Genomic DNA, 24,366 nt, shown 5'->3' with positions numbered 1-24,366 from the left:
AACTTTAAATTAGTACATTAATATAAAAAATAGTGATTTTATTTAAAAAAATATATTTTGCATTTAGAATAAATAAATTATAATGTTTCGTATTTTCTAATTACACCAAGACCTATAGGGTAAGGTCCTGTATGTACAGCTGAAACAATACCGATTGCAACATTAGTTTCAGAATCAAGCTTTACATCAAGAGTCGATTCAACTTCCTTCATAAATTCAAAGCCTTCTTCTTTATCATAACCATAACCTACAGATACAATAAAATTATCTTTGTTATTTTCGTCTAAATACTTCTTTGCAACCTGTAAAACACTGTTCTTAAGCTTATTGCGGTTTCTGCCAATTCCACCTAGACCAATATCTCCGTCTTTCATAATAATAACAGGTTTAACCCCAAGCTTGCCTGTTGCAGCTGTGGCAACCTTGCCAATACGACCACCCATCTTAAGATAATCAAGTGAACCTACTGTAAAGAAGATTCTGGCTGAGGCCATTAAAGCATCTAACTTAGACATAGCCTGTTCAAAAGAAAGACCATCTTCAAGCATTCTGACAAACTGGTCAATTAACAATGCCTGAGTTACAGTATTCTGTTTTGAGTCAATAACACAAATATTTGCGTCAGGGTAATCCTCTAACACTAAAGATTTGGCATTAATAGCAGAGTTATAAGAACCGCTAAAAAGAGTTGTTATGGTAAAACATACAACAGGAAAACCTTGTTCCACAAAGCTTCTAAAAACATCTGCATAGCTTTCCACACTTGGAAGTGAGGTTTTTGGAAAAAGTTTAGGATCATCAACCATTCTCTGGTAGCATTCATCCCTTGTTATGTCAACTCCATCTCTATAATAAGTTTCGCCATCGAAAGATACTGATAATGGTACGATGGTAACGTCGTGTTTTTCTAAATATTCTTTTGACAAGTCACATGCGCTGTCGCTTACAATTTTATACATAGTTTTTTATAACCTTTCTACGTAGTATTTAATACTACATAAGTATAACACTTATAGAATAATAATCAATAGATTTTGCGGTTTTACAAAAAAACATTTACAAATAGTTCACAATATTTAGGGTTGTATGGTAAAATATCATGTAAATGAAAACAAAAGGGAGTAAAAAGGTGGACACATTAAAAAAATTTACAAAATATGAAAAAGAAATACTTGAAGGTATTATTATAAGCATTGTAGGCGGATGGGCATTAACATCTATATTAAGAGGTGCCTATAAGCAGATTAGTAATATTCAGTTTCCGGCTGATGGAAATTTTACTAAGGCATTTATAATGACTATAATTTTTAGCATTATATTAGGAATTATATATTACAAAAACAAAAAGATTGCAGGAGGATTAATGTTTGTTTTTACATATATATTCCTATTGTTATGTGCTTTTATTGGATATTCAAATGATTGGATAACAAACGCCGGTAATCCAATAGGCGGACCATGTTATCAGGCAATACTTGCTTTTATAGCAGCGATCGCTTTTTTGTATGTTAAAGAAGACATTTATCAGTTTATATCAGAATTAAAAATAAAAAGAATACATACTAATATTATAGTTGCAATAATAGGTGTGTTATTGTTTGGATTTGTTGGAATAGTTACAGTATTAAGATATAAGTCATATCTTAATTCAACATTTGATTTTGGAATATTTACTCAGATGTATGAAAATATGAGACAGACAGGTTCTGTTGCAACAACCCTTGAGAGAAACAGACTTCTTTCTCATTTTGGTGTTCATTTTTCACCAATATATTATATTGCACTTCCTATATATTTTATTTTTCCAAGTCCGGTAACAGTACAGCTAATACAGGCATTAATGATAGCTTTGCCGGTTATACCAATAGTTCTTATTGCCAGGGAATACAGATTGTCTAATTGGATGACAGTAGGATTTACTTTACTTTATGCATTGTATCCGGCAACATCAGGCGGGGCAGTGTATGATATGCATGAGAACTGTTTTCTTACATTCTTTTTGCTGATGACAATATGGGCAGCAGAAAAGAAGAAAACATACATTATGATATTAATGATGCTTTTTGCATTTTTTGTGAAAGAGGACGCGGCAATATATGTATTGGTTCTTGGAACATTCTATTTGCTTTCAAGAAAAGACAAAAAAAGAGGACTAATATTAATGGTTTGCGCAGCGGTTTATTTCCTAATTGCAATTTCTGTGGTTAACAGCTATGGACTTGGAATTATGGATAACAGATTTAGCAATTTGTATTTTGATGCAGATGGAGGATTAAGCCAGGTATTCAAAAGCATTATTGCAAATCCGGGATATGTAATTGCACAGATGATTACAAATTCCAGCGCAGACAGTGTAGAAAAGATTGCTTATTTTATACTAATGTTTGGACCAATGGCAACTGTTATTTTTACAACGGGAAAGAAATATACAAGATATATATTACTTTCACCACTTATTATAATTAATATATTTACAACATATGTGTATATGCATGATATAAACTTCCAGTATAATTTTGGAGTTATTGCATTAATAATGTATCTTGCAATTATGAATATGGCTGATGTTAAAGCAGAAAAGGCGAAAACATACGTAAGCATAGCAGTGCTTTGTGCAGGAATAATGTTTGTAGGCAATCAGTTTCCTAAAATGCCTAATTATTACAAAACATATACAGAAAACAAATCAACCTATGAGAAAATAGACAAAGCATTAGAGCTTGTTCCTACTAATGCTTCAGTTTGTGCATCAGGATTTTTTACACCACATTTGTTTAAAAATCTTGTAATGTATGATCAGAACCATTTAGAACAGCCTGTTTATACAGATTATCTTGTGGTAGATGAGAGATTTGACAATGAGAAACAGAAATTTGATCAGGTTTTAAGCTCAGGCAGATATGAGATTGCATATCAGGAACAAGGACTTATTAGCATATACAAGAAAAAGTAAAATAAGGCACGCCCTTTTTATTGAAAGGGGTGTGCTTTTTTGATATACTTTTAGATGGCTTATTGTATAATTTTACAAAGTGAGACAGTAATACTACTGAATCATGGAAAGAGGTAAATAGTGACAATATTAATTAAAAACGGACGGCTAATTAATCCGTCAGAGAATTTAGACAAAGTAATGGACATCTTTGTTGAAGATGGAATTATTAAGGAAAAGGCAGAATCAATTGAAAAGCAGGCTGACACTGTAATTGATGCAGCAGGCTGTTATGTAATGCCGGGATTAATTGATTTGCACGTACATTTCAGAGATCCGGGACTTACATACAAAGAAGATATTGAAACAGGAAGCAAGGCTGCTGCAAAAGGCGGATTTACAACTGTTTGCTGTATGCCTAACACTAAACCGGTAGTAGATAATGTAGAAACAGTTAAGTACATTATTGAAAAAGGTGAAAAAACGGGACTTACCAATGTACTTCCTGTTGGTGCAGTTACAAAGAATATGGCAGGAGTTGAAATTACTGATGTGGAAGAGCTTAAAAAGGCAGGAATTTGTGCCATAAGCGAAGACGGCAAGTCAGTAATGAACTCAGGTGTTTATAGAAAAGCAATGAAGAATGCCGCAAAGGCTAATGTGCCGGTACTTGCTCATTGTGAGGACATTAATTTAGTTGAAGGCGGCGTTATTAACTTAGGAGACAAGTCAAGTGAGCTTGGAGTTAAGGGAATAAGCAATGCAGTTGAAGACGTTATTGCGATGCGTGATATTATGTTGGCTAAGGAAACAGGGGCAACATTACATTTGTGCCATTGCTCAACTAAGGATAGTGTTGAAATGGTTAAAAGAGCAAAGGAAGAAGGCATAAAAGTAACAGCAGAAGTTTGCCCACATCATTTTTCTATGTGTTCAGATGATATAACAAGTAACGACGGTAATTTTAAAATGAATCCACCTTTACGTGCAAGAGAGGATATGGAAGCTCTTATTAAAGGATTACAGGATGACATTATGGATGTTATTTCAACAGACCATGCCCCACATAGTGCAGAGGAAAAGGCTAAAGACTTAGAACATGCACCATTTGGAATAGTAGGTCTTGAAACATCAGTAGCATTAACAGTTACCAACTTAGTTAAGAAAGGATATTTAACTCCGATGCAGATGGCTGCAAAAATGAGCTACAATCCTGCGAAAGTTTTAGGCATTCCAAAGGGAACTTTAGATGAGGGCAAGATTGCGGACATTACAATTATTGATCCTGATAAAGAATACACTATAGACGTAAACACTTTTGAATCAAAGGGTAAGAATACACCTTTTGACGGTTACAAAGTTTCAGGAGAAGTTGAATATACAATTCTTAACGGAAAAGTTGTTTACTCAAACAAATAAAATTTAGCAAATAAATATTAAAACACAAAATAGATTTTGAGAATAATAGATTAAAAATCAAAATATAACAAAAATCCAATAAGGAAGGAAGAAAGCAATGATAAACAAATTAGTAGACAAAATCAAAAAAACAAACGCACCTGTTGTAGTAGGACTTGATCCAATGATGAGTTACATTCCTGAACACATTACAAAGAAAGCTTTTGATGAGTTCGGCGAAACATTAGAGGGAGCGGCAGAGGCAATTTGGCAGTACAACAAAGGAATTATCGATAATACATATGATTTGATTCCTGCAGTAAAGCCACAGATAGCAATGTATGAACAGTTTGGAGTACCGGGACTTGTTGCTTTCGATAAGACAGTAAAATATGCAAAGGAAAAAGACCTTGTTGTAATCGGCGATGTTAAGCGTGGAGATATCGGCTCAACATCAGCAGCATATGCTACAGGTCATCTTGGAAAAGTACAGGTTGGAAGCAAGAAATATTCATTATTTGATGAAGACTTTGCAACAGTAAATCCTTATCTTGGAACAGATGGAATTAAACCATTTATTGATGTATGTAAAGAAGAAAATAAAGGTCTTTTCATTTTAGTTAAAACATCTAATCCTTCAAGTGGAGAATTTCAGGACAGATTAATTGATGGCAGACCACTTTATGAATGGGTTGGCGAAAAGGTAGCAAAATGGGGAGAAGAACATATGGGTAACGACTACAGCTATATTGGTGCAGTAGTTGGTGCAACATATCCTGAAATGGGAAAAGTTCTTAGAAAAGTAATGCCAAAGAGCTACATTCTTGTACCTGGTTACGGTGCACAGGGTGGTACAGCAGATGGACTTAAGCCATACTTTAACGAAGACGGACTTGGTGCAATTGTTAACTCTTCAAGAGGAATTATTTGTGCATATAAGCAGGATAAATATGCTAAGTTTGGCAGCTTAAATTATGCTGATGCTTCAAGACAGGCTGTAATCGATATGATTGAAGATATTAACTCAATTTTCTAATAAACAGGGAAGATTGTTAATAACTCATAAAAATAAAACAAGAAATGATAATAAAACAATTATTAAACAAATAGGAGCGAATATGAGAAGTAAAGAACTTGCAAAAGTAATTTCACAGGAATGTATTGGAACCGGTGTGTATAGCATGTGGATTGAAACAAAAGCAGCAGACACAGCAGTTGCAGGACAGTTTATTTCAGTTTACTGTAATGACAAAACTAAATTATTGCCTAGACCTATTAGTATTTGTCAGGTAGACAAGGCTAATGGAAGCCTTCGTATTGTTTACAGAGTTGTTGGAGGTGGCACAACTGAAATGTCAGCGTATAAGGCAGGAGACAGTGTGGCAATTATTGGACCACTTGGAAACGGCTTTATGCAGAGAGAAGGAAAGAAGGCTATATTAATAGGTGGTGGAATTGGTATTCCTCCTATGGTTCAGCTTGCCACAGAATTAAAGGCTAAGGCAGAAGTTCAGATTGTGGCAGGATATCGTGATGAATTATTCCTTACTGATGAATTAGAAAGCAATGGAAAGTTATATATTGCAACTGAAGATGGAAGTACAGGTACAAAGGGTACAGTTATTGATGCCATAAAGGAACAGGCAGTTGAGGGCGATGTGATTTATGCATGCGGTCCTACACCAATGCTTAAGGCTATTAAAGAATATGCTCTTGAAAAAGGAATTGAATGTCAGCTTTCTTTAGAAGAAAGAATGGCATGCGGAATTGGTGCCTGCCTTGCATGTGTATGTCAGTCTAAGGAGAAAGACCATCATTCAAATGTTAATAACAAGAGAATATGCAAAGACGGACCTGTATTTTTGGCAGAGGAGGTGGAACTTTAATGAATACAAAAGTTAATATTGCAGGAGTTGAATTTAAGAATCCGGTAATGGTAGCCTCAGGAACATTTGGTTCAGGTGCAGAATACGGTGAATTTGTAGATTTAAACAGATTGGGAGCAGTTGTAACAAAAGGTGTTGCCAATGTGCCTTGGGAGGGAAATCCTACACCACGTATTGCAGAAACATACGGTGGAATGCTTAATGCGGTAGGACTTCAGAATCCGGGATATGATTTGTTTGCAAAGCGTGACATCCCATATCTTCAGGATTATGATACAAATATTATTGTTAATGTTTGTGGAAGAACTACAGAGGATTATATTGATGTAGTTGAAAAATTAGGCCATGAAAAGGTAGACATGTTAGAAATTAACATCTCATGTCCCAATGTAAAGCATGGCGGAATAGCTTTCGGACAGGATCCTAAAGCAGTAGAAGCCATTACAAAAGCAGTAAAGGCAGTAGCAAAACAGCCTGTAATAATGAAGTTAAGCCCTAATGTTACAGATATAACAGAGATGGCAAAGGCTGCAGAAGCAGGTGGTGCAGATGCTTTATCACTTATAAATACGTTAACAGGTATGCAGATTGATGTGGAAAGACAGAAGTTCGTATTAGCCAACAAGACAGGCGGACTTTCAGGTCCTGCAATTAAGCCTGTGGCAGTAAGAATGGTATATCAGGTGGCTAATGCCGTAAAGGTTCCAATAATAGGAATGGGCGGAATTGCAAATGCAAGTGATGCAATGGAATTTATTCTTGCCGGAGCTACAGCAGTATCAGTGGGAACTGCAAACTTTAATAACCCTAACACAACAATAGAGGTGGTTGAAGGAATTGAGGACTACATGAGAAGACATAATGTGGAAGATATTAACAGTCTAATTGGATTAGTAAAATAAAGGAGATATTAAAAAATGGAAGCATATAAGAAGGAATTTATTGATTTTATGGTAGAAAGTGATGTTTTAAAGTTTGGAGAATTTACACTTAAAAGCGGACGTAAATCACCTTTCTTTATGAATGCCGGTGCATACGTAACAGGTTCACAGCTTAAGAGATTAGGCGAATATTATGCAAAGGCAATCCATGATACATATGGAGATGATTTTGATGTTTTATTTGGACCTGCATACAAGGGTATTCCAATCAGTGTTGTAACAGCTATTGCTTACAGTGAATTATATGGAAAAGAAATCCGTTACTGTTCAGACCGTAAGGAAGAAAAAGACCACGGCGCAGATAAGGGAAGCTTCCTTGGAAGCAAGTTAAAAGACGGCGACAGAGTTGTTATGATTGAAGATGTAACTACATCAGGAAAGTCCATGGAAGAAACTGTACCAAAGGTAAGAAGTGCAGCAGATGTTGAAATCGTAGGCTTAATGGTCTCACTAAACAGAATGGAAGTTGGAAAAGGCGGAGAAAAGAGCGCTCTTGATGAAATTCAGGAAGAATATGGATTTAAGGCTAACGCAATTGTTTCAATGGCAGATGTTGTTGAATATCTTTACAATAAGGAATGTAATGGAAAAGTTGTTATTGATGATACAATCAAGACAGCAATTGATGAATATTATAAACAGTATGGTGCTAAATAGTTAATGACAGCTAATTAAGCTATCATATTGGAGGCAAAGTTGAATTGAGAAAATCAGATAAAAAGATGCGTATGTTTGGAAAAATATTGTTCATCCTATATCTGGTGGTAACTTTATATGCCATGTTTTTTTCAGAAAGTTTAGACAGAACCATGGTTAGTGATGAATACAGATATAACCTGGTTCTGTTTAAAGAAATAAACAGATTTTGGCGAATGAAACATACATATGGGTGGCAGATTACAATAATGAATCTGGCAGGAAATGTAGCATTCTTTATGCCATTCGGCTTTTTGTTACCAAGTATGTCAAGGGAGAAAATCGTAAACAATTTTGTAAGTGTAACATTGCTTACAATGGTTTTCAGCATGCTTATTGAAACAGCCCAACTTGTTTTAAAAGTGGGAGCCTTTGACGTGGATGATATTTTTCTTAATACAGTTGGGGGACTGTTGGGGTATATTGTTTTAAAAATCATGAAATTATTCATGAAAAATAGAAATAAGTGAGAATAACAAAGTGAAGAAGAGAAGCAAAGAAGAAAAAAGAGAAGAAAAAGAAGAGAAAAAAGGACGAAAGATACCTTTAAGGAATTATACAAAAGGTGGCAGAAAGTCATCAGTTATTGCCGGCGTAAATATATTGTTATTTATACTGGCAGTGGTTATTTCAATACTTAAAAAAGGCAATGCAGGAATTTATGTGGGCCTTTTAATATTGTTGGTTATGGTGTCAGCTATAGCAGGATTTGTTATTGGAATTAATAGTTTTAAAGAAGAAAATAAATTTTTAAAATATACATATATAGGCACAATAACTAATGCAGTTATTTGGATTTTTATATTAGGTATGTATTTGGCATATGTATAAAAAATGTGTATAGATTTTAAAGAAAGAGAGTGGAGCATTTGGATATTATTTTTGAAAGATATGAGATTGCAACCTCACGAATAAGAGAAATAATAAATGAAGATACAGTGTCAGAGCCTTTTAAGAGCTTTTTCTGTAAGGCATCTAAGTTTATTTGTAAAATAGATGATTTAAACAGCATCATAAAATCAGGAGAGATAAATGATTTCTCATTAGACCGGTTGAAAGAACTTAATAAAAGTTTATTTGAAGAAATTTATAGTGAAAACTATGAAGAAAGTTTCGCCAATCCTGAGTATGCAGTGAAAACTTTAGGAGAAGAATACGGAAAGATACTTTGCTATATTTACACAAAAAATCGTGGAATGATTAGAAATGTATATATGGGGAGATTAGAAGAAGTAGTTCTTCAAATGGAATTGTTTACACAGATTTATAATTATTTTGAAGATGTGGAACAATTAGAATATGACAATGTTTATGAAACGGTTTATTCATATGAAAAAGATAACACAGAGATTTTTACAGACCTTATGATTGAGGACAGAATTAATCCCGACAATAAGTTTGCTGTTGATATTGTTATGAACAGCGATTTAAATGACTTAAGATATCTTTACAAATATGGTGAGCACGTAGGGTTTAATGAACTTAAGATGGCAGAGTTTCTTAACAGTTTAAGTCAGGAAGAAATAGACAGACTTGCAAAGGTTTATACAGAAGGCTACAGAATTGGTTTTATAAACACAGGAAAAGATATTTCTAAGAAAGGCACTGTTGATATTAGATATTCATTGGGCTTTGAAAGAATTATCAGATCTGCAATATTTAATTTTAAGAAAATGGGACTTGAACCTGTAATTTATCAGGTAGGTTATACAACAACAAGTCCTAACAGGCAGTATGCTTACGATCACAGATACGATGATGCATTGTATTTGGACAAGGCATATATTAAGAGAAAATTAGAAGTTTCAAGACATGCTTATGAAAGCAGAAAACAGTTGGCAGGAAAGATGGCAGGCCCTGCAGTAATTGAGATTTTCGGAGAGACACCTTTTGAACCGGAAAATAAGAAACAGGCATATGCACTTTCAGAAGAACAGCAGAAACTTAAGTCAGAATATATTACTGAATACCAGACAATGGTTCAAGAGTATATTAAGGGAGACGAAAGAAGTTTTACAATTATTGCTTTTCCAATACCTGAGTTTGGGGACGACTTTGAACAGATGTTTAAGGAAACTGTAAAGATTAACACTCTTGATTCTGAAATATACGGAAAGGTTCAGCAGAACATAATTGATGCACTGGACCAGGCAGAATATGTAAAGGTTCTTGGAAAAGGCGACAACAAAACTAACATGAAAGTTCAGATGCATGACCTTAAGAATCCTTTAAAGGAAACTAATTTTGAAAACTGTCTTGCAGATGTAAACATTCCTTTGGGAGAAGTTTTTACTTCACCTAAGTTAAAGGGAACAGAGGGAGTCCTTCACGTAAGTCAGGTATATTTAAATGACTTAAAGTATAATGATTTGCAGATTACATTTGAAGATGGAAAAATAAAAGATTACACTTGTAAGAATTTTGACACTGAGGAAGAGAATAAGAAATTTATTAAGCAGAATGTAATGTTTAACCATGAAACACTTCCTATTGGAGAGTTTGCCATAGGTACTAACACAACAGCTTATATGGTTGCAAAGAAGTACCATGTGGTTTACAAACTTCCTATTCTTATTGTTGAAAAAATGGGACCACATTTTGCAGTGGGTGATACCTGCTATAGCTTTGAGGAGGATATTAAAACATATAATCCTGACGGCAAGGAAATAGTGGCAAGAGAGAATGAAGTGTCAGCTCTTAGAAAGACAGACATAAAGAAAGCATATTTTGGTTGCCATACCGACATTACAATGCCTTATGATGAACTTGGTGAAATAACGGCAGTAAGAAAAGATGGCAGCGAAATTACTATAATAAAAGACGGACGTTTCGTATTGGAAGGAACAGAACTTCTAAATGAACCGTTGGAAGAAATCTAATGTTGACTACAGTTATTTTTATGGGTACAATGTAGAATATGTTAAATTTATAACGCTTTAAGATGAATTTATGTGAAAAGGAGAACAAAATGGCAAAAGTAGCAATTGTAATGGGCAGCGATTCAGATATGCCTGTAATGAGCAAAGCAGCAGATTTTCTTGATCAGATGGGAATCGATTATGAGATGACCATAATTTCAGCACACAGAGAGCCTGATATTTTCTTTGAATGGGCTAAAGGAGCTGAAGAAAGAGGAGTTAAAGTTATTATTGCAGGAGCAGGAAAGGCAGCACACCTTCCGGGTATGTGCGCAGCATTATTCCCAATGCCTGTTATTGGAATACCAATGAAGACTTCAGATTTAGGTGGAGTAGATTCACTTTACTCAATCGTTCAGATGCCTTCAGGAATCCCGGTTGCAACTGTAGCTATTAATGGCGGTCAGAATGCAGGTATCCTTGCAGCAAAGATTCTTGCTACATCAGATGCTGAATTACTTGCAAAACTTAAAGATTTTAGCAAGGAAATGAAAGATTCAGTAGTTGAAAAAGATGCAAGACTTAAAGAAGTAGGTTACAAGAACTACTAAGAATTAAAAAGTGTAAAAGATGTTTAAGCATCATATAAAATAATATAAAAGCAATAGAAAAGTACATATAGAATTAAGGAGATTATACTATGGATTACAAGAAGGCAGGCGTTGATATTGAAGCAGGTTACAGATCAGTAGAGCTTATGAAGAAGCATGTTAAGGAAACAATGAGACCGGAAGTTTTAGGTGGTCTTGGCGGTTTCGCAGGTGCTTTTAGCTTAGATTCAATTAAGAAGATGGAAGAACCTGTATTATTATCAGGAACAGACGGATGTGGTACAAAAGTACAGTTAGCATATATTATGGATAAGCATGACACAATCGGTATTGACTGTGTTGCCATGTGTGTAAATGACATTGCATGTTCAGGTGGAGAACCTCTTTTCTTCCTTGACTATATTGCATGTGGAAAGAACTATCCTGAAAAGATTGCAACAATCGTTAGTGGTGTAGCTGAAGGATGTAAGCAGTCAGGAGCTGCATTAGTTGGTGGTGAAACAGCAGAACATCCGGGACTTATGCCTGTTGACGAATATGATCTTGCCGGATTTGCAGTAGGCGTTGTAGACAAGAAAGACCTTATTACAGGTGAAAACATTAAGCCTGGCGATAAGTTAATCGGTATTGCATCTTCAGGTGTTCATAGCAACGGATTTTCTTTAGTAAGAAAAGTATTCGAAATGACAGAAGAATCTCTTAATACATATTATGATGAGTTAGGAAAGACTTTAGGTGAAGCGTTACTTGCACCTACAAGAATTTATGTTAAGGCGTTAAAGAAAGTAAAAGAAGCAGGAGTAACAATCAAGGGATGCAGCCACATTACAGGTGGTGGTTTCTACGAAAACATTCCAAGAATGCTTCCTGACGGAGTAAAGGCAGTAGTTAAGAAAGACAGCTACGAAGTACCTGCAATCTTCAAACTTCTTGCAAAGACAGGAGATATTGAAGAAGAAATGATGTACAATACTTACAACATGGGTATCGGTATGGTATTGGCAATTGATCCTGCAGACGTAGACAAGACAATGGAAGCTTTAAAGGCAGCAGGAGAAACATGCTACGAATTAGGACAGGTAGAAGCCGGAGAAAAGTGTGCAGAATTAGTATAGTAAATATTTAAATGAAAAGGCTAGTTTTTCAACTAGCCTATATGCTTTTCTAAAGAAAATAAATACTGCTTAGTATCAATAACTTTTTTGGTACTTAATAGGAGGAATTATGTTAAAGGTAGGAGTAATGGTTTCAGGTGGTGGAACTAATTTACAGGCTATTATAGACGGTGTACATAGTGGAGTAATTACAAATGCTAAGTTAGAAGTTGTAATTAGCAATAAGAAAGACGCATATGCTTTAACCAGAGCAAAAGAAAACGGAATTAAGGCAGAAAGCGTATGTATTAAGGATTATGCTACAAGAGATGAATTTAATAAGGCATTAATCGGAACAATAGATTCATACAATCTTGACCTGATTGTACTTGCAGGTTTTCTTGTGGTTTTACCGGAAGAATTAATTAATAAATATAGAAACAGAATTATAAATATACATCCATCATTAATCCCATCTTTCTGCGGAAACGGATTTTATGGATTACACGTTCACGAAAAAGCATTGGAGCGTGGAGTTAAAATTACAGGAGCTACAGTTCATTTCGTAGATGAAGGAACAGATACAGGTCCTATTATATACCAGAAGGCTGTTGAGGTATTAGAAGGTGATACACCTGAAATTCTTCAGAAGAGAGTTATGGAGCAGGCAGAGTGGAAGATTTTACCACAGGCAATTAACGATATTGCCAATGGCAAAATAGCAATTGGAGAATAATTTTATTGAATAGAATCTATTAAGGATAGTAAGACAAGGAGATATAAAATGAAAGTACTTATTGTTGGAAGTGGCGGAAGAGAACATGCAATTGCAACAGCAGTGGCAAAAAGCCCTAAGGTTGATAAAATCTATTGTGCACCGGGAAATGCAGGAATCGGTCAGGTTGCTGAATGTGTAAACATTGGAGCAATGGAATTTGATAAATTAGTTGATTTTGCAAAGGAAAAAGAAATCGACTTAACAGTTATAGGTATGGATGATCCATTGGTAGGCGGTATTGTTGATAAGTTTGAAGAATCAGGACTTAGGGTATTCGGACCAAGAAAGAATGCAGCCATTCTTGAAGGTTCAAAAGCTTTCTCAAAAGACTTAATGAAGAAATATAATATTCCTACAGCAGGATACGAGAACTTTGATTCACCTGAAGAAGCAATGAAGTATCTTGAAACATCTAAATATCCTATTGTATTAAAAGCAGACGGACTTGCTCTTGGAAAAGGTGTTTTGATTTGCAATACTAAGGAAGAAGCAATGGATGGCGTTAAGGAATTAATGCTTGATAAGAAGTTTGGTAATGCAGGAAATACTATTGTAATAGAAGAATTTATGACAGGTCGTGAAGTTTCAGTACTTTCATTTGTTGATGGAAAAACTATAAAGATTATGACATCAGCACAGGATCACAAAAGAGCAAAAGATGGTGATCAGGGTCTTAATACAGGAGGAATGGGAACATTTTCACCTAGTCCTTTTTATACAGAAGAAGTTGATGAATTTTGCAAGAAGTATGTTTACCAGGCAACAGTTGATGCCATGGCAGCAGAAGGAAGAGAGTTTAAGGGAGTTATTTTCTTTGGCTTAATGTTAACAGAAGACGGACCAAAGGTTCTTGAATACAATGCAAGATTCGGTGATCCTGAAGCTCAGGTAGTTCTTCCAAGAATGAAGAATGATATTATTGATGTTTTTGAAGCATGTGTTGACGGAACCTTAGATCAGATAGATTTACAGTTTGAAGACAATGCAGCAGTATGTGTTGTATTGGCAAGTGACGGATATCCTGTTTCATATGAAAAAGGCTTTGAAATCAAAGGCCTTGAAAACTTTGAAAACAAAGAAGGATATTATGTTTTCCACGCAGGCACAAAGGCTGAAGGTGACAAGATTGTTACTAACGGTGGACGTGTACTTGGGGTAACTGCAAAAGGAAAAGATTTAAAGGAAGCCAGAGCAAATGCCTATGAAGCTACAAAATTAATTCAGTTCGAAAATAAATATATGAGAAATGATATTGGCAAGGCTATTGATGAGGCATAGTTATATACTTAAAATATCAAAATAAGGAAGGTATTTAAATGAAAAATTTAAGAAAGATGGTTATGCTGATTTTAACTTTGGCAATGCTTACAACAGGCGTTCAGGTAAGTGTTTTGGCTGACCAGACAACAGATTTACAGTCTATGAAAGTTTATGCTGTAAATGCAGCAGGAAAGAAGACAAAGGCAGAACTTAATTTTAGCTCAACAACTTATACATATGACATAACAGTTATGTCAGATACAGAATCTATTGAGATTGTTGCAAGTCCTGCAACTTCAGGTTCAACATGGGCTATAGAGAAAGATGGAATTAATACTAAAATGGATTTTGGTAAAAACTACACAGCAGTAGTTGTTACATCAAGTACAGGCGCAAAAAACAAATATGAAATTAATACTACAAAGCTTACAGAGGCTGAACAGGCAACATACAAAGCCAGAAGTTCAACAGATGAAACAACTGCTAAAGACAGCAGTTCAACAAGCAGTAAGAAATCAAAGAAGGCTTCTAAGTCAGACATTACAGTTGGCAAAGGTGAATACAAGATAGTAGAAGATTTTAAGGATGATCTTATTCCTGAAGGTTTTTCAAGAACAAAAGCTGAGTATGACGGTAAGCAGTATGAAGTAATCAAAGGTGACAAGAAAGACATTACAGCTTTCTATTTAAAGAAGGGAAGCACTAAAGGATTTTACATCTATGATTATGAAACAAAGAAGTTTTCTTCATTAAGAAATATTAAGATTGCCAGCAGAATGTATACGGTAGTTAATCCTTCTGAAAAGGCATCTTGCTTAAAGAAGTACACAAAGAAACAGATTACTGTAATTGATCAGGAAGTTAATGCCTGGGTTTTAAATGAAGAAGAGGGGTTATATCTTCTATATGCAATGAACTGGAATGGCGATACAAACCTTTATTGCTACGATGACAATGAAAAATGTTTCCAGAGATATATTGCAGAAGATGATGTAAATACTCAGATTGAAGCAGCAAATAAGGCATACAACAATGTAAAGAACAAATATAATACATTAGTATCAAAATACAATATGCTTCTTAAGATTGCATGCGGACTTGTAATTGTTATAATTATTCTTATTTTTGTTATTATAAATATTAAGCTTAACAGAAAAGAAAAAAGACTTGCCAAGCAGAAAAAATATGATGACAAAAACAATGGCAATGGAAAAGACAAGAAAGATGCAGAAGATTTAACAGAATCAAATGACGTGGAAGAATCAGATGAAATTGAACCTATGGAAGAACAGGTTGAAGAAATAGAAGAACCTGAAGATGTTTCAATTCCTGAAACTGTTGAAGAACCAGAAGCTTTAGATGAGGTTGTTGAAGATTTCCCTGAAGCAGATGATGTGGAAATTCCACAGGTTGAAGAAGCTACTGATTTGAATCAGGATGTTGTATTAGATTTAGATGACATAGAAGATGCGGCAGAAACAACTGAAGATGAAATAGAGAAAGAATCTGAAAAAGCTCAGTTAGAAGCGGAAGAAGATATGAAAGAAACATTAAAAGACATGCTTCCGGATGACGATGAGGATGATGAAGATTTTGAATTTATTGATTTAGATTAATTAGGAATACCCCAGACTTCGGTCTGGGGTATGTTAGCAGAAAAATATGGAGGAAAGGTAATGGAAAGAGGTAATTTTACCAGACAGGCTATTGAAGCTATGGAATATGCTAAAGAAGTGGCTATAAGTTTTGGTATGAATTATATCGGCACGGAACATTTATTGGCAGGCATTTCCAAAGTATCAGAAGGTGTGGCAGCAAATATTTTGTATAACTATAATCTTGTTTATGCAGATATAATGAAAGCCATTAGTGAGGACATGGGAATAGAAGGCAGAGTGCGTACAAGGTCCAGAAGCAGAAATCTGGAAACAACAGCAAGGGCCAAGGCAATATTGGAAAGAGCTTATGTAGAGGCGTCAAAACAGGGATTGCCTCAGATTGGAACAGAGCATATTCTTCTTGCCATAGTTGCAGATCCTGATTGTGAGGCACATTGTATTCTTACAAGTTTTCGGGTAAATATTAAAAAGATTTGTGCAGATATTTTAAAACTTACAAATAGAGATCCAAGAGAGATAAGACAGTACATCCAGACAGAAAAGCGTCAAAGAGATGACAACGTTTCTGCAACACCAACATTAGACCAGTTCGGAAGAGATTTGACTAAGGCAGCAAAGGCAGGTCAGCTTGACCCTGTAGTTGGAAGAGATGTTGAAATAAGAAGAATTATTCAGATTTTAAGCAGAAGAACAAAGAATAATCCTTGTCTTATAGGAGAGCCGGGTGTTGGTAAGACAGCAATAGTTGAGGCAATAGCCCAGAAGATTGTACAAGGACTTGTTCCTGAAACAATGGAAGGAAAAAGATTAATAAGTCTTGATCTTTCAGGTACTGTTGCAGGCTCAAAATATAGGGGCGAGTTTGAGGAAAGATTAAAAAGAATAATGGATGAAGTTGAAAATTCAGGAAACATTATTCTTTTTATTGATGAAATTCATACAATTATCGGTGCCGGTGGCGCAGAAGGTTCAATGGATGCCTCAAATATTTTGAAACCATCATTAACAAAAGGACGTCTCCAGGTTATAGGGGCAACAACAATTGCAGAATACAGAAAGTATTTTGAAAAAGATGCAGCCCTTGAGAGAAGATTTCAGCCGGTTACTGTTGAGGAGCCTACAGAAGCCCAGACTATTGAGATTTTGCATGGATTAAAAAGTGCTTATGAAGAATTTCACAAGGTTAATATTTCAGATGAAGCAGTGGAAGCTGCAGTAAAACTTTCAACAAGATATATTAATGACAGAAATCTTCCGGACAAGGCAATTGACTTAATAGATGAGGCATGTTCAAAAGTAAGAATTAAGGAAAAACCAAAGCCAAAGTCAGTAACAAATAAAGAACTTGATGTAGCTGAATTAAATCTTGAACTTGAAATGTGCGTAAGACACGGAGATTTCAAGGGAGCAGCAGTGCGCAAAAAGGATTTAGACAAAGCACAGACAGCTCTTGATAAGGCTATTGCAAAGTGGCAGGGAACAGAGAAAGAATACAGACCTGTTATTGATGAAAATACAATAGAAGAAATAGTATCAATGTGGACAGGAATCCCGGTAACAAAAATGGGAAAGAACGAACAGCAGAGATTATTAAAGTTAGAATCAATATTGCATAAGCGTGTTGTAGGCCAGACAGAAGCTGTAACTGCCGTGGCAAAGGCTGTACGAAGAGGAAGAGTGGGACTAAAAAGTGCCAATAGACCAATTGGTTCATTTCTGTTTTTGGGACCTACAGGTGTAGGAAAAACAGAACTTTCAAAAACATTGGCAGAAGCAGTTTTCGGTTCAGAAGATGCAATGATTCGTGTTGATATGTCAGAATATATGGAAAAACACAGTGTATCAAAACTTATTGGTTCACCTCCGGGATATGTTGGATATGAAGAAGGCGGACAGCTTAGTGATAAGGTTAGAAGAAATCCATATTCAGTAGTTCTTTTTGATGAAATCGAAAAAGCTCATCCTGATGTGTTTAACATATTGTTACAGGTTCTTGATGACGGCCAGATTACAGATTCAAAGGGTAGAAAAGTTAGCTTTAAAAATACAATTATTATTATGACATCAAATGCAGGAGCAAACAGAATAATAGACCCTAAACATTTAGGTTTTAGCAGAGACATAACAGAGAAGCAGGATTATGAAAAGATGAAAGCAAGTGTTATGGAAGAAGTTAAGTTAATGTTTAAACCTGAGTTTATTAATCGAATTGATGAAATTATAGTATTCCATGCTTTAACTGAAAAAGAAGTAAAGAGCATAGTTAACATTATGCTTAGAAATCTTGCAAAACAGGTTAAGGAACAGATGAATATTGAGCTTAAATATACTGAAACACTGAAGAGTGCCCTTGCAAAGGAAAGCTACGATAAGAAGTATGGTGCAAGACCTTTAAGAAGGATGATTCAGAACAAAATAGAAGACAATCTGGCAGAGGAAATACTTGCAGAAAAAGTTAAGCAGGGAGATAAAGTTACAGTGTCATATAAGAACAAATCCGTAACTTTTTCTGTGGCAGAATAGTTTAAAATGTATTATACTAGAACTACCAAAAAAAATAGATAAAGTCACATTAGATGATTTAATAACAGGAGGACAAAATGGCAGTAATTAAGGAATTAATCAGAAAAGAAAATAATGGTTCAATCAGCTTCGGTAATTATGAATTACCACAGAAAACAAAGTTAGCAGACTTTGAAGTTAATGGAGATTTATATAAAGTAAAAACATTTAAGGAAATTACAAAACTTGAAAAGAACGGAACTTTTGTTTATGAATCAATTCCGGGAACAGCAGTAAGCGTTTTTAAGGAAACAGCAGATGAAGTAAGCTTTTTCGTAGACGGAAAAGGTCAGACACAGATTACATTAGAATTAGAATCTAACAAGGAATACAGAGTTTTTGTTGGAGACAGAGACCTTGGAGTATCTAAGACAGACGTTGGCGGAAAGATTACATTAGATGTAGATTTAGAAAACGGAAATCTTACTACTGTAAAAGTTGTAACAGCATAATAAGTAAGATTTTAAATTAAGATATAAAATAAAGCTACAAAACAAAATAGGAGAGCCATGGCAAAATCAAAAAAGACGGTTTTCTTTTGCAAAGAGTGCGGTTACGAGTCAAGTAAATGGTTAGGACAGTGTCCGGGATGTAAAGAGGTAGGAACTTTTGTAGAAGAACCGATGGGGGCAAAGACCAACAATAACATTAGAAGGGGATTAATTAATAATAAACCGGTAACAATAAATCAGGTTACGGCAGATGATGAGGAGAGAATCACAACAGGTTTTGGAGAACTGGACAGAGTATTAGGAGGGGGAGTAGTTCCCGGCGGGCTAATACTTGTAGGCGGCGATCCGGGAATAGGAAAGTCCACATTACTTCTTCAGGTATGTAGAAATATGTCAAATAATGGCAAGAAGATTTTATATATTTCAGGAGAAGAATCCCTTAAGCAGATTAAGCTTAGAGCAAACAGAATGGGACAGTTTTCCGATAATTTAAGTCTTTTGTCAGAGACAAGCCTTGATATAATAGAGTCAGTTATTTTAGAAACAAAACCTGATGCAGTAGTAATAGACTCAATACAGACTATGCTAAGAGAGGATATAGGCTCAGCTCCAGGCAGTGTAAGTCAGGTTAGGGAGTCAACTAACTTTCTTATGCAGTTAGCTAAGGGTAATACCATTCCAATATTTATTGTAGGTCACGTAACCAAAGAAGGGGTTGTTGCAGGACCTAGGGTTTTGGAACATATGGTTGACACGGTTTTATATTTTGAAGGTGACAGACATGCAGCATATAGAATAATCCGAGGAGTTAAGAACCGTTTTGGTTCAACTAATGAAATTGGAGTATTTGAAATGAGTTCAGAAGGACTTAGGGAAGTATTAAATCCGTCAGAATTTATGTTAGATGGAAGACCTGAGGATGCTTCAGGTTCAGTTGTGGCATGTTTAATGGAAGGAACAAGACCGATTCTTGTAGAAATACAGGCATTAATATCCCACACCAACTTTGGAATGCCGAGACGAACGGCGGTGGGAACAGACTATAACAGAGTTAATCTTTTAATGGCAGTTATCGAAAAAAGAATTGGAGTTCAGATGTGCGATTATGATGCATATGTTAATATAGCAGGTGGAATGAAAATCAATGAACCGGCATTAGACCTTGCATTAGTAATGGCATTAATCAGTAGCTTTAAGAACAGAGTAATAGACCCAAAGACAATAGTTTTCGGTGAAGTAGGGCTTGCAGGAGAAGTAAGAGCGGTATCACAGGCAGACAAAAGAGTACAGGAAGCTAAGAAACTTGGTTTTACAACGTGCATAATGCCTGCTGTATCCAAGAAAAATCTTACAGAAATCACTGGAATCAATATAATTGGGGTAAATAATATAAAAGAAGCTGAAGAACTTATTTAAAAAAGTTGACAACTGATATTTGTTAGATTAGAATAACAAAGTAAGAAAAAGTCCAAAAGGACAATAAAATAATAAAAGCGTTGATAGAGACAGTAGTTGCCTTGCATAAATAATGCATAGTGAACGTTATAGAGAGTTCGGATAAGGTGGAAGCCGAATACAAGTAGCAGGTATATGAACATCACTCTGGAGTTGCAGCCCAAAGAACGTATAAAGTTTAGTAGGCGCTGACGGTATCCACCGTTAAAGGGAACACATATTAAAGGAGAAATCCTGCGTATGCTGTAAAAGGTGGTTAACGAAAATACAGGCTTTCGTCCTTTACAGGGCGGGAGCCTTTTTATTTAGTGTTTACACACTAAATAAAAAGTGCTCCATAGTGGACGCACAATAAAATAAATACACAGATATCATTGGATGTTTTCGAAAACAATGCAGATAGGATATGCGACAGATTTTTCTGCAAGCAAACAATAGGCAAATTTTCGTAATTTTGCGAGCATAGTGTACAGCGATAAAACTACTGTCCAAGCGGAGCGAGTTTAGTTTTTCGCTGTACCATAGGCGGCGGAGCAAAATAAGAAAATTAACGTGTTTGCTTGCAGAAAAATCTGTCGCATACCGGGAATACATTATTTTCGCAAACATCTGATGACAAAAAAGAAAGGAGATTGAAATGTACAAGAAGGTATCAACCAATTTGAACTTTGTTGACAGAGAAAAAGAAACAGAAAAATTCTGGGATGACAATCACATCTTTGAAAAAAGTATGGAAAATAGAAAAGAAGGACCAACATATACTTTTTATGATGGACCTCCAACAGCTAACGGAAAACCACATATCGGACACGTATTAACACGTGTAATTAAAGATATGATCCCTAGATACAGAACAATGAAGGGATATATGGTTCCAAGAAAGGCAGGATGGGACACACACGGACTTCCTGTAGAACTTGAAGTAGAAAAATTATTAGGTTTAAATGGAAAAGAACAGATTGAAGAATACGGTATGGAACCTTTCATTAAGAAATGTAAGGAATCTGTATGGAAATACAAGGGAATGTGGGAAGACTTCTCAGGAACAGTTGGTTTCTGGGCAGATATGGAGAACCCATATGTAACTTATGATGATAATTTTATTGAATCTGAATGGTGGGCTTTAAAGACTATCTGGGATAAGAAATTATTATACAAAGGTTTTAAGATTGTACCTTATTGCCCAAGATGTGGAACACCTCTTTCATCACAGGAAGTTGCACAGGGATACAAGGCAGTTAAGGAACGTTCAGCTATCGTAAGATTTAAAGTTGTTGGTGAAGATGCATATTTCCTTGCATGGACAACAACACCTTGGACTCTTCCATCTAACGTAGCTCTTTGTGTTAACCCTAATGACACATACTGCAAGGTTAAAGCAGCTGACGGATATACTTATTATATGGCAGAAGCTTTACTTGACACAGTATTAGGAAAGCTTGCAACAGAAGACGAAAAAGCTTATGAAGTATTAGAAACAATGAAGGGTGCTGACCTTGAATATAAAGAATATGAACCATTATATGAATGTGCAAAGGCTATTGCTGATAAGCAGAGAAAGAAAGGTTTCTTTGTAACATGTGACACATACGTTACTATGAGTGATGGTACAGGTATTGTTCATATTGCTCCTGCTTTCGGTGAAGATGATGCTAATGTAGGACGTAACTATGACCTTCCTTTTGTACAGCTTGTAAATGACAAGGGTGAACTTACAGAAGACACACCTTATGCAGGTTTATTTGTAAAGGATGCTGATCCTAAGGTATTAGTAGACCTTGACAAGAGAGGACAGTTATTTGATGCACCTAAGTTTGAACATGATTATCCACATTGCTGGAGATGTGATACACCATTAATCTATTATGCAAGAGAATCATGGTTTATTAAGATGACAGAAGTTAAGGATAAACTTGTTGCAAATAATAACACTGTAAACTGGATTCCAAAATCAATCGGTGAAGGACGTTTTGGAAACTGGCTTGAAAATGTACAGGATTGGGGTATTTCAAGAAACCGTTATTGGGGTACACCACTTAATATCTGGGAATGTTGCGATTGCGGATGTCAGGAATCAATTGGCAGCCGTGCAGAATTAGCAGAAAGAAGTGGAAATCCTGATAATGCTAAGGTTGAATTACACAGACCTTACATTGATGAGGTAACATTTAAGTGTAAAGAGTGTGGTGGCACAATGAAGAGAGTACCTGAAGTTATTGACTGCTGGTTCGACTCAGGAGCAATGCCATTTGCACAGCATCATTATCCATTTGAAAATAAAGATTTATTTGAAAAACAGTTCCCTGCAGATTTTATCTCAGAAGCTGTTGACCAGACAAGAGGATGGTTCTATTCATTAATGGCTGAATCAACATTATTGTTTGATAAGGCTCCATACAAGAACGTAATCGTACTTGGTCATGTTCAGGACGAAAACGGACAGAAGATGAGTAAGTCAAAGGGTAACGCAGTAGATCCTTTTGAAGCATTAGGACAGTACGGTGCCGATGCCATCAGATGGTATTTCTACACTAACTCAGCTCCATGGCTTCCAAACCGTTTCCATGGTAAAGCAGTTCAGGAAGGACAGCGTAAGTTTATGGGAACACTTTGGAACACATATGCGTTCTATGTCTTATATGCTGAAATTGATCAGTTTGACCCAACAAAATACACACTTGATTATGATAAATTAAGTGTTATGGATAAATGGTTATTATCAAAACTTAACTCTATGGTTAAGGCAGTAGATGAAAACCTTGGTAACTACAGAATCCCTGAAGCTGCAAGAGCATTAGATGATTTTGTAGATGATATGAGTAACTGGTATGTAAGACGTTCAAGAGAACGTTTCTGGGCAAAAGACATGCCACAGGATAAGATTAATGCTTACATGACATTATATAAAGCACTTGTTACAGTATCAAAGGCTGCTGCACCAATGATTCCATTTATGACAGAAGATATTTATCAGAATATCGTAAGAAGCGTAGATGAAACAGCACCTGAAAGTATTCATTTATGTGACTTCCCAGAAGTTAATGAATCTTACATTGACAAAGAATTGGAAGAAAACATGGAAAGAGTACTTGATATTGTAGTACTTGGTCGTGCATGTAGAAATGCATCTGCAATTAAGAATAGACAGCCAATTGGAAAGATGTTCGTTAAGGCAGAATTTGAATTATCTGATTTCTACAAAGAAATCATTGAAGAAGAATTAAATGTTAAGGAAGTTGAGTTTACAGATGATGTAAGAGCATTTACTTCATATTCATTTAAGCCACAGCTTAGAACAGTTGGACCTAAATATGGTAAATTCTTAGGCAAGATTAAAGAAGCATTATCATCATTAGACGGAAATGCAGCTATGGATAAGATTAATGCCGGAGAACCTTTAACATTCGATTTTGACGGCAACGAAGTAGTTCTTGAAAAAGAAGATTTACTTATTGATATGGCTCAGGTTGAGGGATATGTATCAGAAAGCGATAATAATATTACTGTAGTACTTGATACAAAACTTTCAGATGAACTTATTGAAGAAGGATTTGTTAGAGAAATAATCAGTAAGATTCAGACAATGAGAAAAGAAGCTGATTTCCAGGTAATGGACAAAATTGTGGTAAATGTGGATAAAAACGATACAATAAAAGCTATAATTGAGAACAATCTTGACGAAATTAAGTCTGAAGTGTTGGCAGATAATGTCATATTTGGTAAAATAAACGGGTATGAAAAAGAGTGGAATATTAACGGTGAAAAGGTAACTTTTGGTGTAGAAAAAGCTCTTTAGAATTTGACTTGAAATATTTGGCTATAAA

General features: G+C 35.4%; 19 protein-coding genes. 18 read left to right on the top strand and 1 reads right to left on the bottom strand.

From position 1 onward, the window contains the following. Positions 1-77: 77 nt before the first annotated feature. Positions 78-959 carry a DegV family protein gene (locus tag NQ558_RS00335; RefSeq protein ID WP_005359954.1) on the bottom strand — a complete coding sequence of 294 codons (882 nt, stop codon included), beginning with the start codon at positions 957-959 and terminating at the stop codon, positions 78-80. 170 nt (positions 960-1,129) lie between these two features. Between NQ558_RS00335 and NQ558_RS00330 the strand changes: the two genes are divergently transcribed. The 18 genes from NQ558_RS00330 (at position 1,130) to ileS (ending at position 24,338) form a co-directional block, all read left to right on the top strand. Continuing rightward, positions 1,130-2,953, top strand: coding sequence for a DUF2079 domain-containing protein (locus NQ558_RS00330; protein ID WP_040446203.1), 1,824 nt, complete (start codon positions 1,130-1,132; stop codon positions 2,951-2,953). Between the two features lie 120 nt (positions 2,954-3,073). Next, complete coding sequence (locus NQ558_RS00325; RefSeq protein ID WP_040446205.1) at positions 3,074-4,351, top strand: dihydroorotase; 1,278 nt, start codon at positions 3,074-3,076, stop codon at positions 4,349-4,351. Between the two features lie 97 nt (positions 4,352-4,448). Then, positions 4,449-5,366 carry an orotidine-5'-phosphate decarboxylase gene (gene pyrF, locus NQ558_RS00320; RefSeq protein ID WP_005359960.1) on the top strand — a complete coding sequence of 306 codons (918 nt, stop codon included), beginning with the start codon at positions 4,449-4,451 and terminating at the stop codon, positions 5,364-5,366. An 82-nt stretch (positions 5,367-5,448) separates the two neighbouring features. Further along, positions 5,449-6,216, top strand: coding sequence for a dihydroorotate dehydrogenase electron transfer subunit (locus tag NQ558_RS00315; protein ID WP_005359962.1), 768 nt, complete (start codon positions 5,449-5,451; stop codon positions 6,214-6,216). After that, a complete protein-coding gene (locus NQ558_RS00310) occupies positions 6,216-7,118 on the top strand; it encodes a dihydroorotate dehydrogenase (RefSeq protein ID WP_005359963.1) in 903 nt (300 codons plus the stop codon). The genes NQ558_RS00315 and NQ558_RS00310 overlap by 1 nt, the downstream gene beginning before the upstream one ends. A gap of 15 nt (positions 7,119-7,133) precedes the next feature. After that, positions 7,134-7,814, top strand: a complete 681-nt coding sequence (gene pyrE, locus NQ558_RS00305) for an orotate phosphoribosyltransferase (protein ID WP_005359966.1) — start codon at positions 7,134-7,136, stop codon at positions 7,812-7,814. Between the two features lie 44 nt (positions 7,815-7,858). Next, on the top strand, positions 7,859-8,323 hold the full coding sequence (locus NQ558_RS00300) for a VanZ family protein (protein WP_084812528.1): 465 nt from the start codon (positions 7,859-7,861) through the stop codon (positions 8,321-8,323). 10 nt (positions 8,324-8,333) lie between these two features. After that, complete coding sequence (locus tag NQ558_RS00295; protein ID WP_259907595.1) at positions 8,334-8,684, top strand: hypothetical protein; 351 nt, start codon at positions 8,334-8,336, stop codon at positions 8,682-8,684. A gap of 29 nt (positions 8,685-8,713) precedes the next feature. Further along, complete coding sequence (locus tag NQ558_RS00290; RefSeq protein WP_040446209.1) at positions 8,714-10,732, top strand: aminopeptidase; 2,019 nt, start codon at positions 8,714-8,716, stop codon at positions 10,730-10,732. Positions 10,733-10,821: 89 nt separating this feature from the next. Continuing rightward, positions 10,822-11,322, top strand: coding sequence for a 5-(carboxyamino)imidazole ribonucleotide mutase (gene purE, locus NQ558_RS00285; RefSeq protein ID WP_040446211.1), 501 nt, complete (start codon positions 10,822-10,824; stop codon positions 11,320-11,322). Between the two features lie 89 nt (positions 11,323-11,411). Then, positions 11,412-12,437, top strand: a complete 1,026-nt coding sequence (purM, locus tag NQ558_RS00280; protein WP_005359975.1) for a phosphoribosylformylglycinamidine cyclo-ligase — start codon at positions 11,412-11,414, stop codon at positions 12,435-12,437. Between the two features lie 109 nt (positions 12,438-12,546). After that, the gene (gene purN / locus NQ558_RS00275; protein WP_005359976.1) at positions 12,547-13,152 is read left to right on the top strand and encodes a phosphoribosylglycinamide formyltransferase; all 606 of its coding nucleotides are present in this window, start codon (positions 12,547-12,549) and stop codon (positions 13,150-13,152) included. 48 nt (positions 13,153-13,200) lie between these two features. After that, positions 13,201-14,472 carry a phosphoribosylamine--glycine ligase gene (purD, locus tag NQ558_RS00270; RefSeq protein WP_005359979.1) on the top strand — a complete coding sequence of 424 codons (1,272 nt, stop codon included), beginning with the start codon at positions 13,201-13,203 and terminating at the stop codon, positions 14,470-14,472. A gap of 38 nt (positions 14,473-14,510) precedes the next feature. Further along, positions 14,511-16,070: a cadherin-like beta sandwich domain-containing protein gene (locus tag NQ558_RS00265; RefSeq protein WP_005359980.1), complete on the top strand. Its 1,560-nt coding sequence runs from the start codon at positions 14,511-14,513 to the stop codon at positions 16,068-16,070. 60 nt (positions 16,071-16,130) lie between these two features. Further along, positions 16,131-18,596 (top strand): ATP-dependent Clp protease ATP-binding subunit, encoded by a 2,466-nt coding sequence (locus NQ558_RS00260; RefSeq protein WP_040446213.1) that lies wholly within the window; start codon positions 16,131-16,133, stop codon positions 18,594-18,596. 77 nt (positions 18,597-18,673) lie between these two features. Then, complete coding sequence (locus NQ558_RS00255; protein ID WP_005359985.1) at positions 18,674-19,087, top strand: hypothetical protein; 414 nt, start codon at positions 18,674-18,676, stop codon at positions 19,085-19,087. 57 nt (positions 19,088-19,144) lie between these two features. After that, entirely contained in the window at positions 19,145-20,503 is a 1,359-nt protein-coding gene (radA, locus tag NQ558_RS00250) for a DNA repair protein RadA (protein WP_005359987.1), read from the top strand. Positions 20,504-21,179: 676 nt separating this feature from the next. Then, entirely contained in the window at positions 21,180-24,338 is a 3,159-nt protein-coding gene (gene ileS / locus NQ558_RS00245) for an isoleucine--tRNA ligase (protein WP_005359992.1), read from the top strand. Positions 24,339-24,366: the final 28 nt, after the last annotated feature.

Source organism: Eubacterium ventriosum (genome assembly GCF_025150745.1).
Lineage (GTDB): Bacteria > Bacillota > Clostridia > Lachnospirales > Lachnospiraceae > Eubacterium_G > Eubacterium_G ventriosum.
This window is presented reverse-complemented; position numbering and strand designations above follow the sequence as displayed.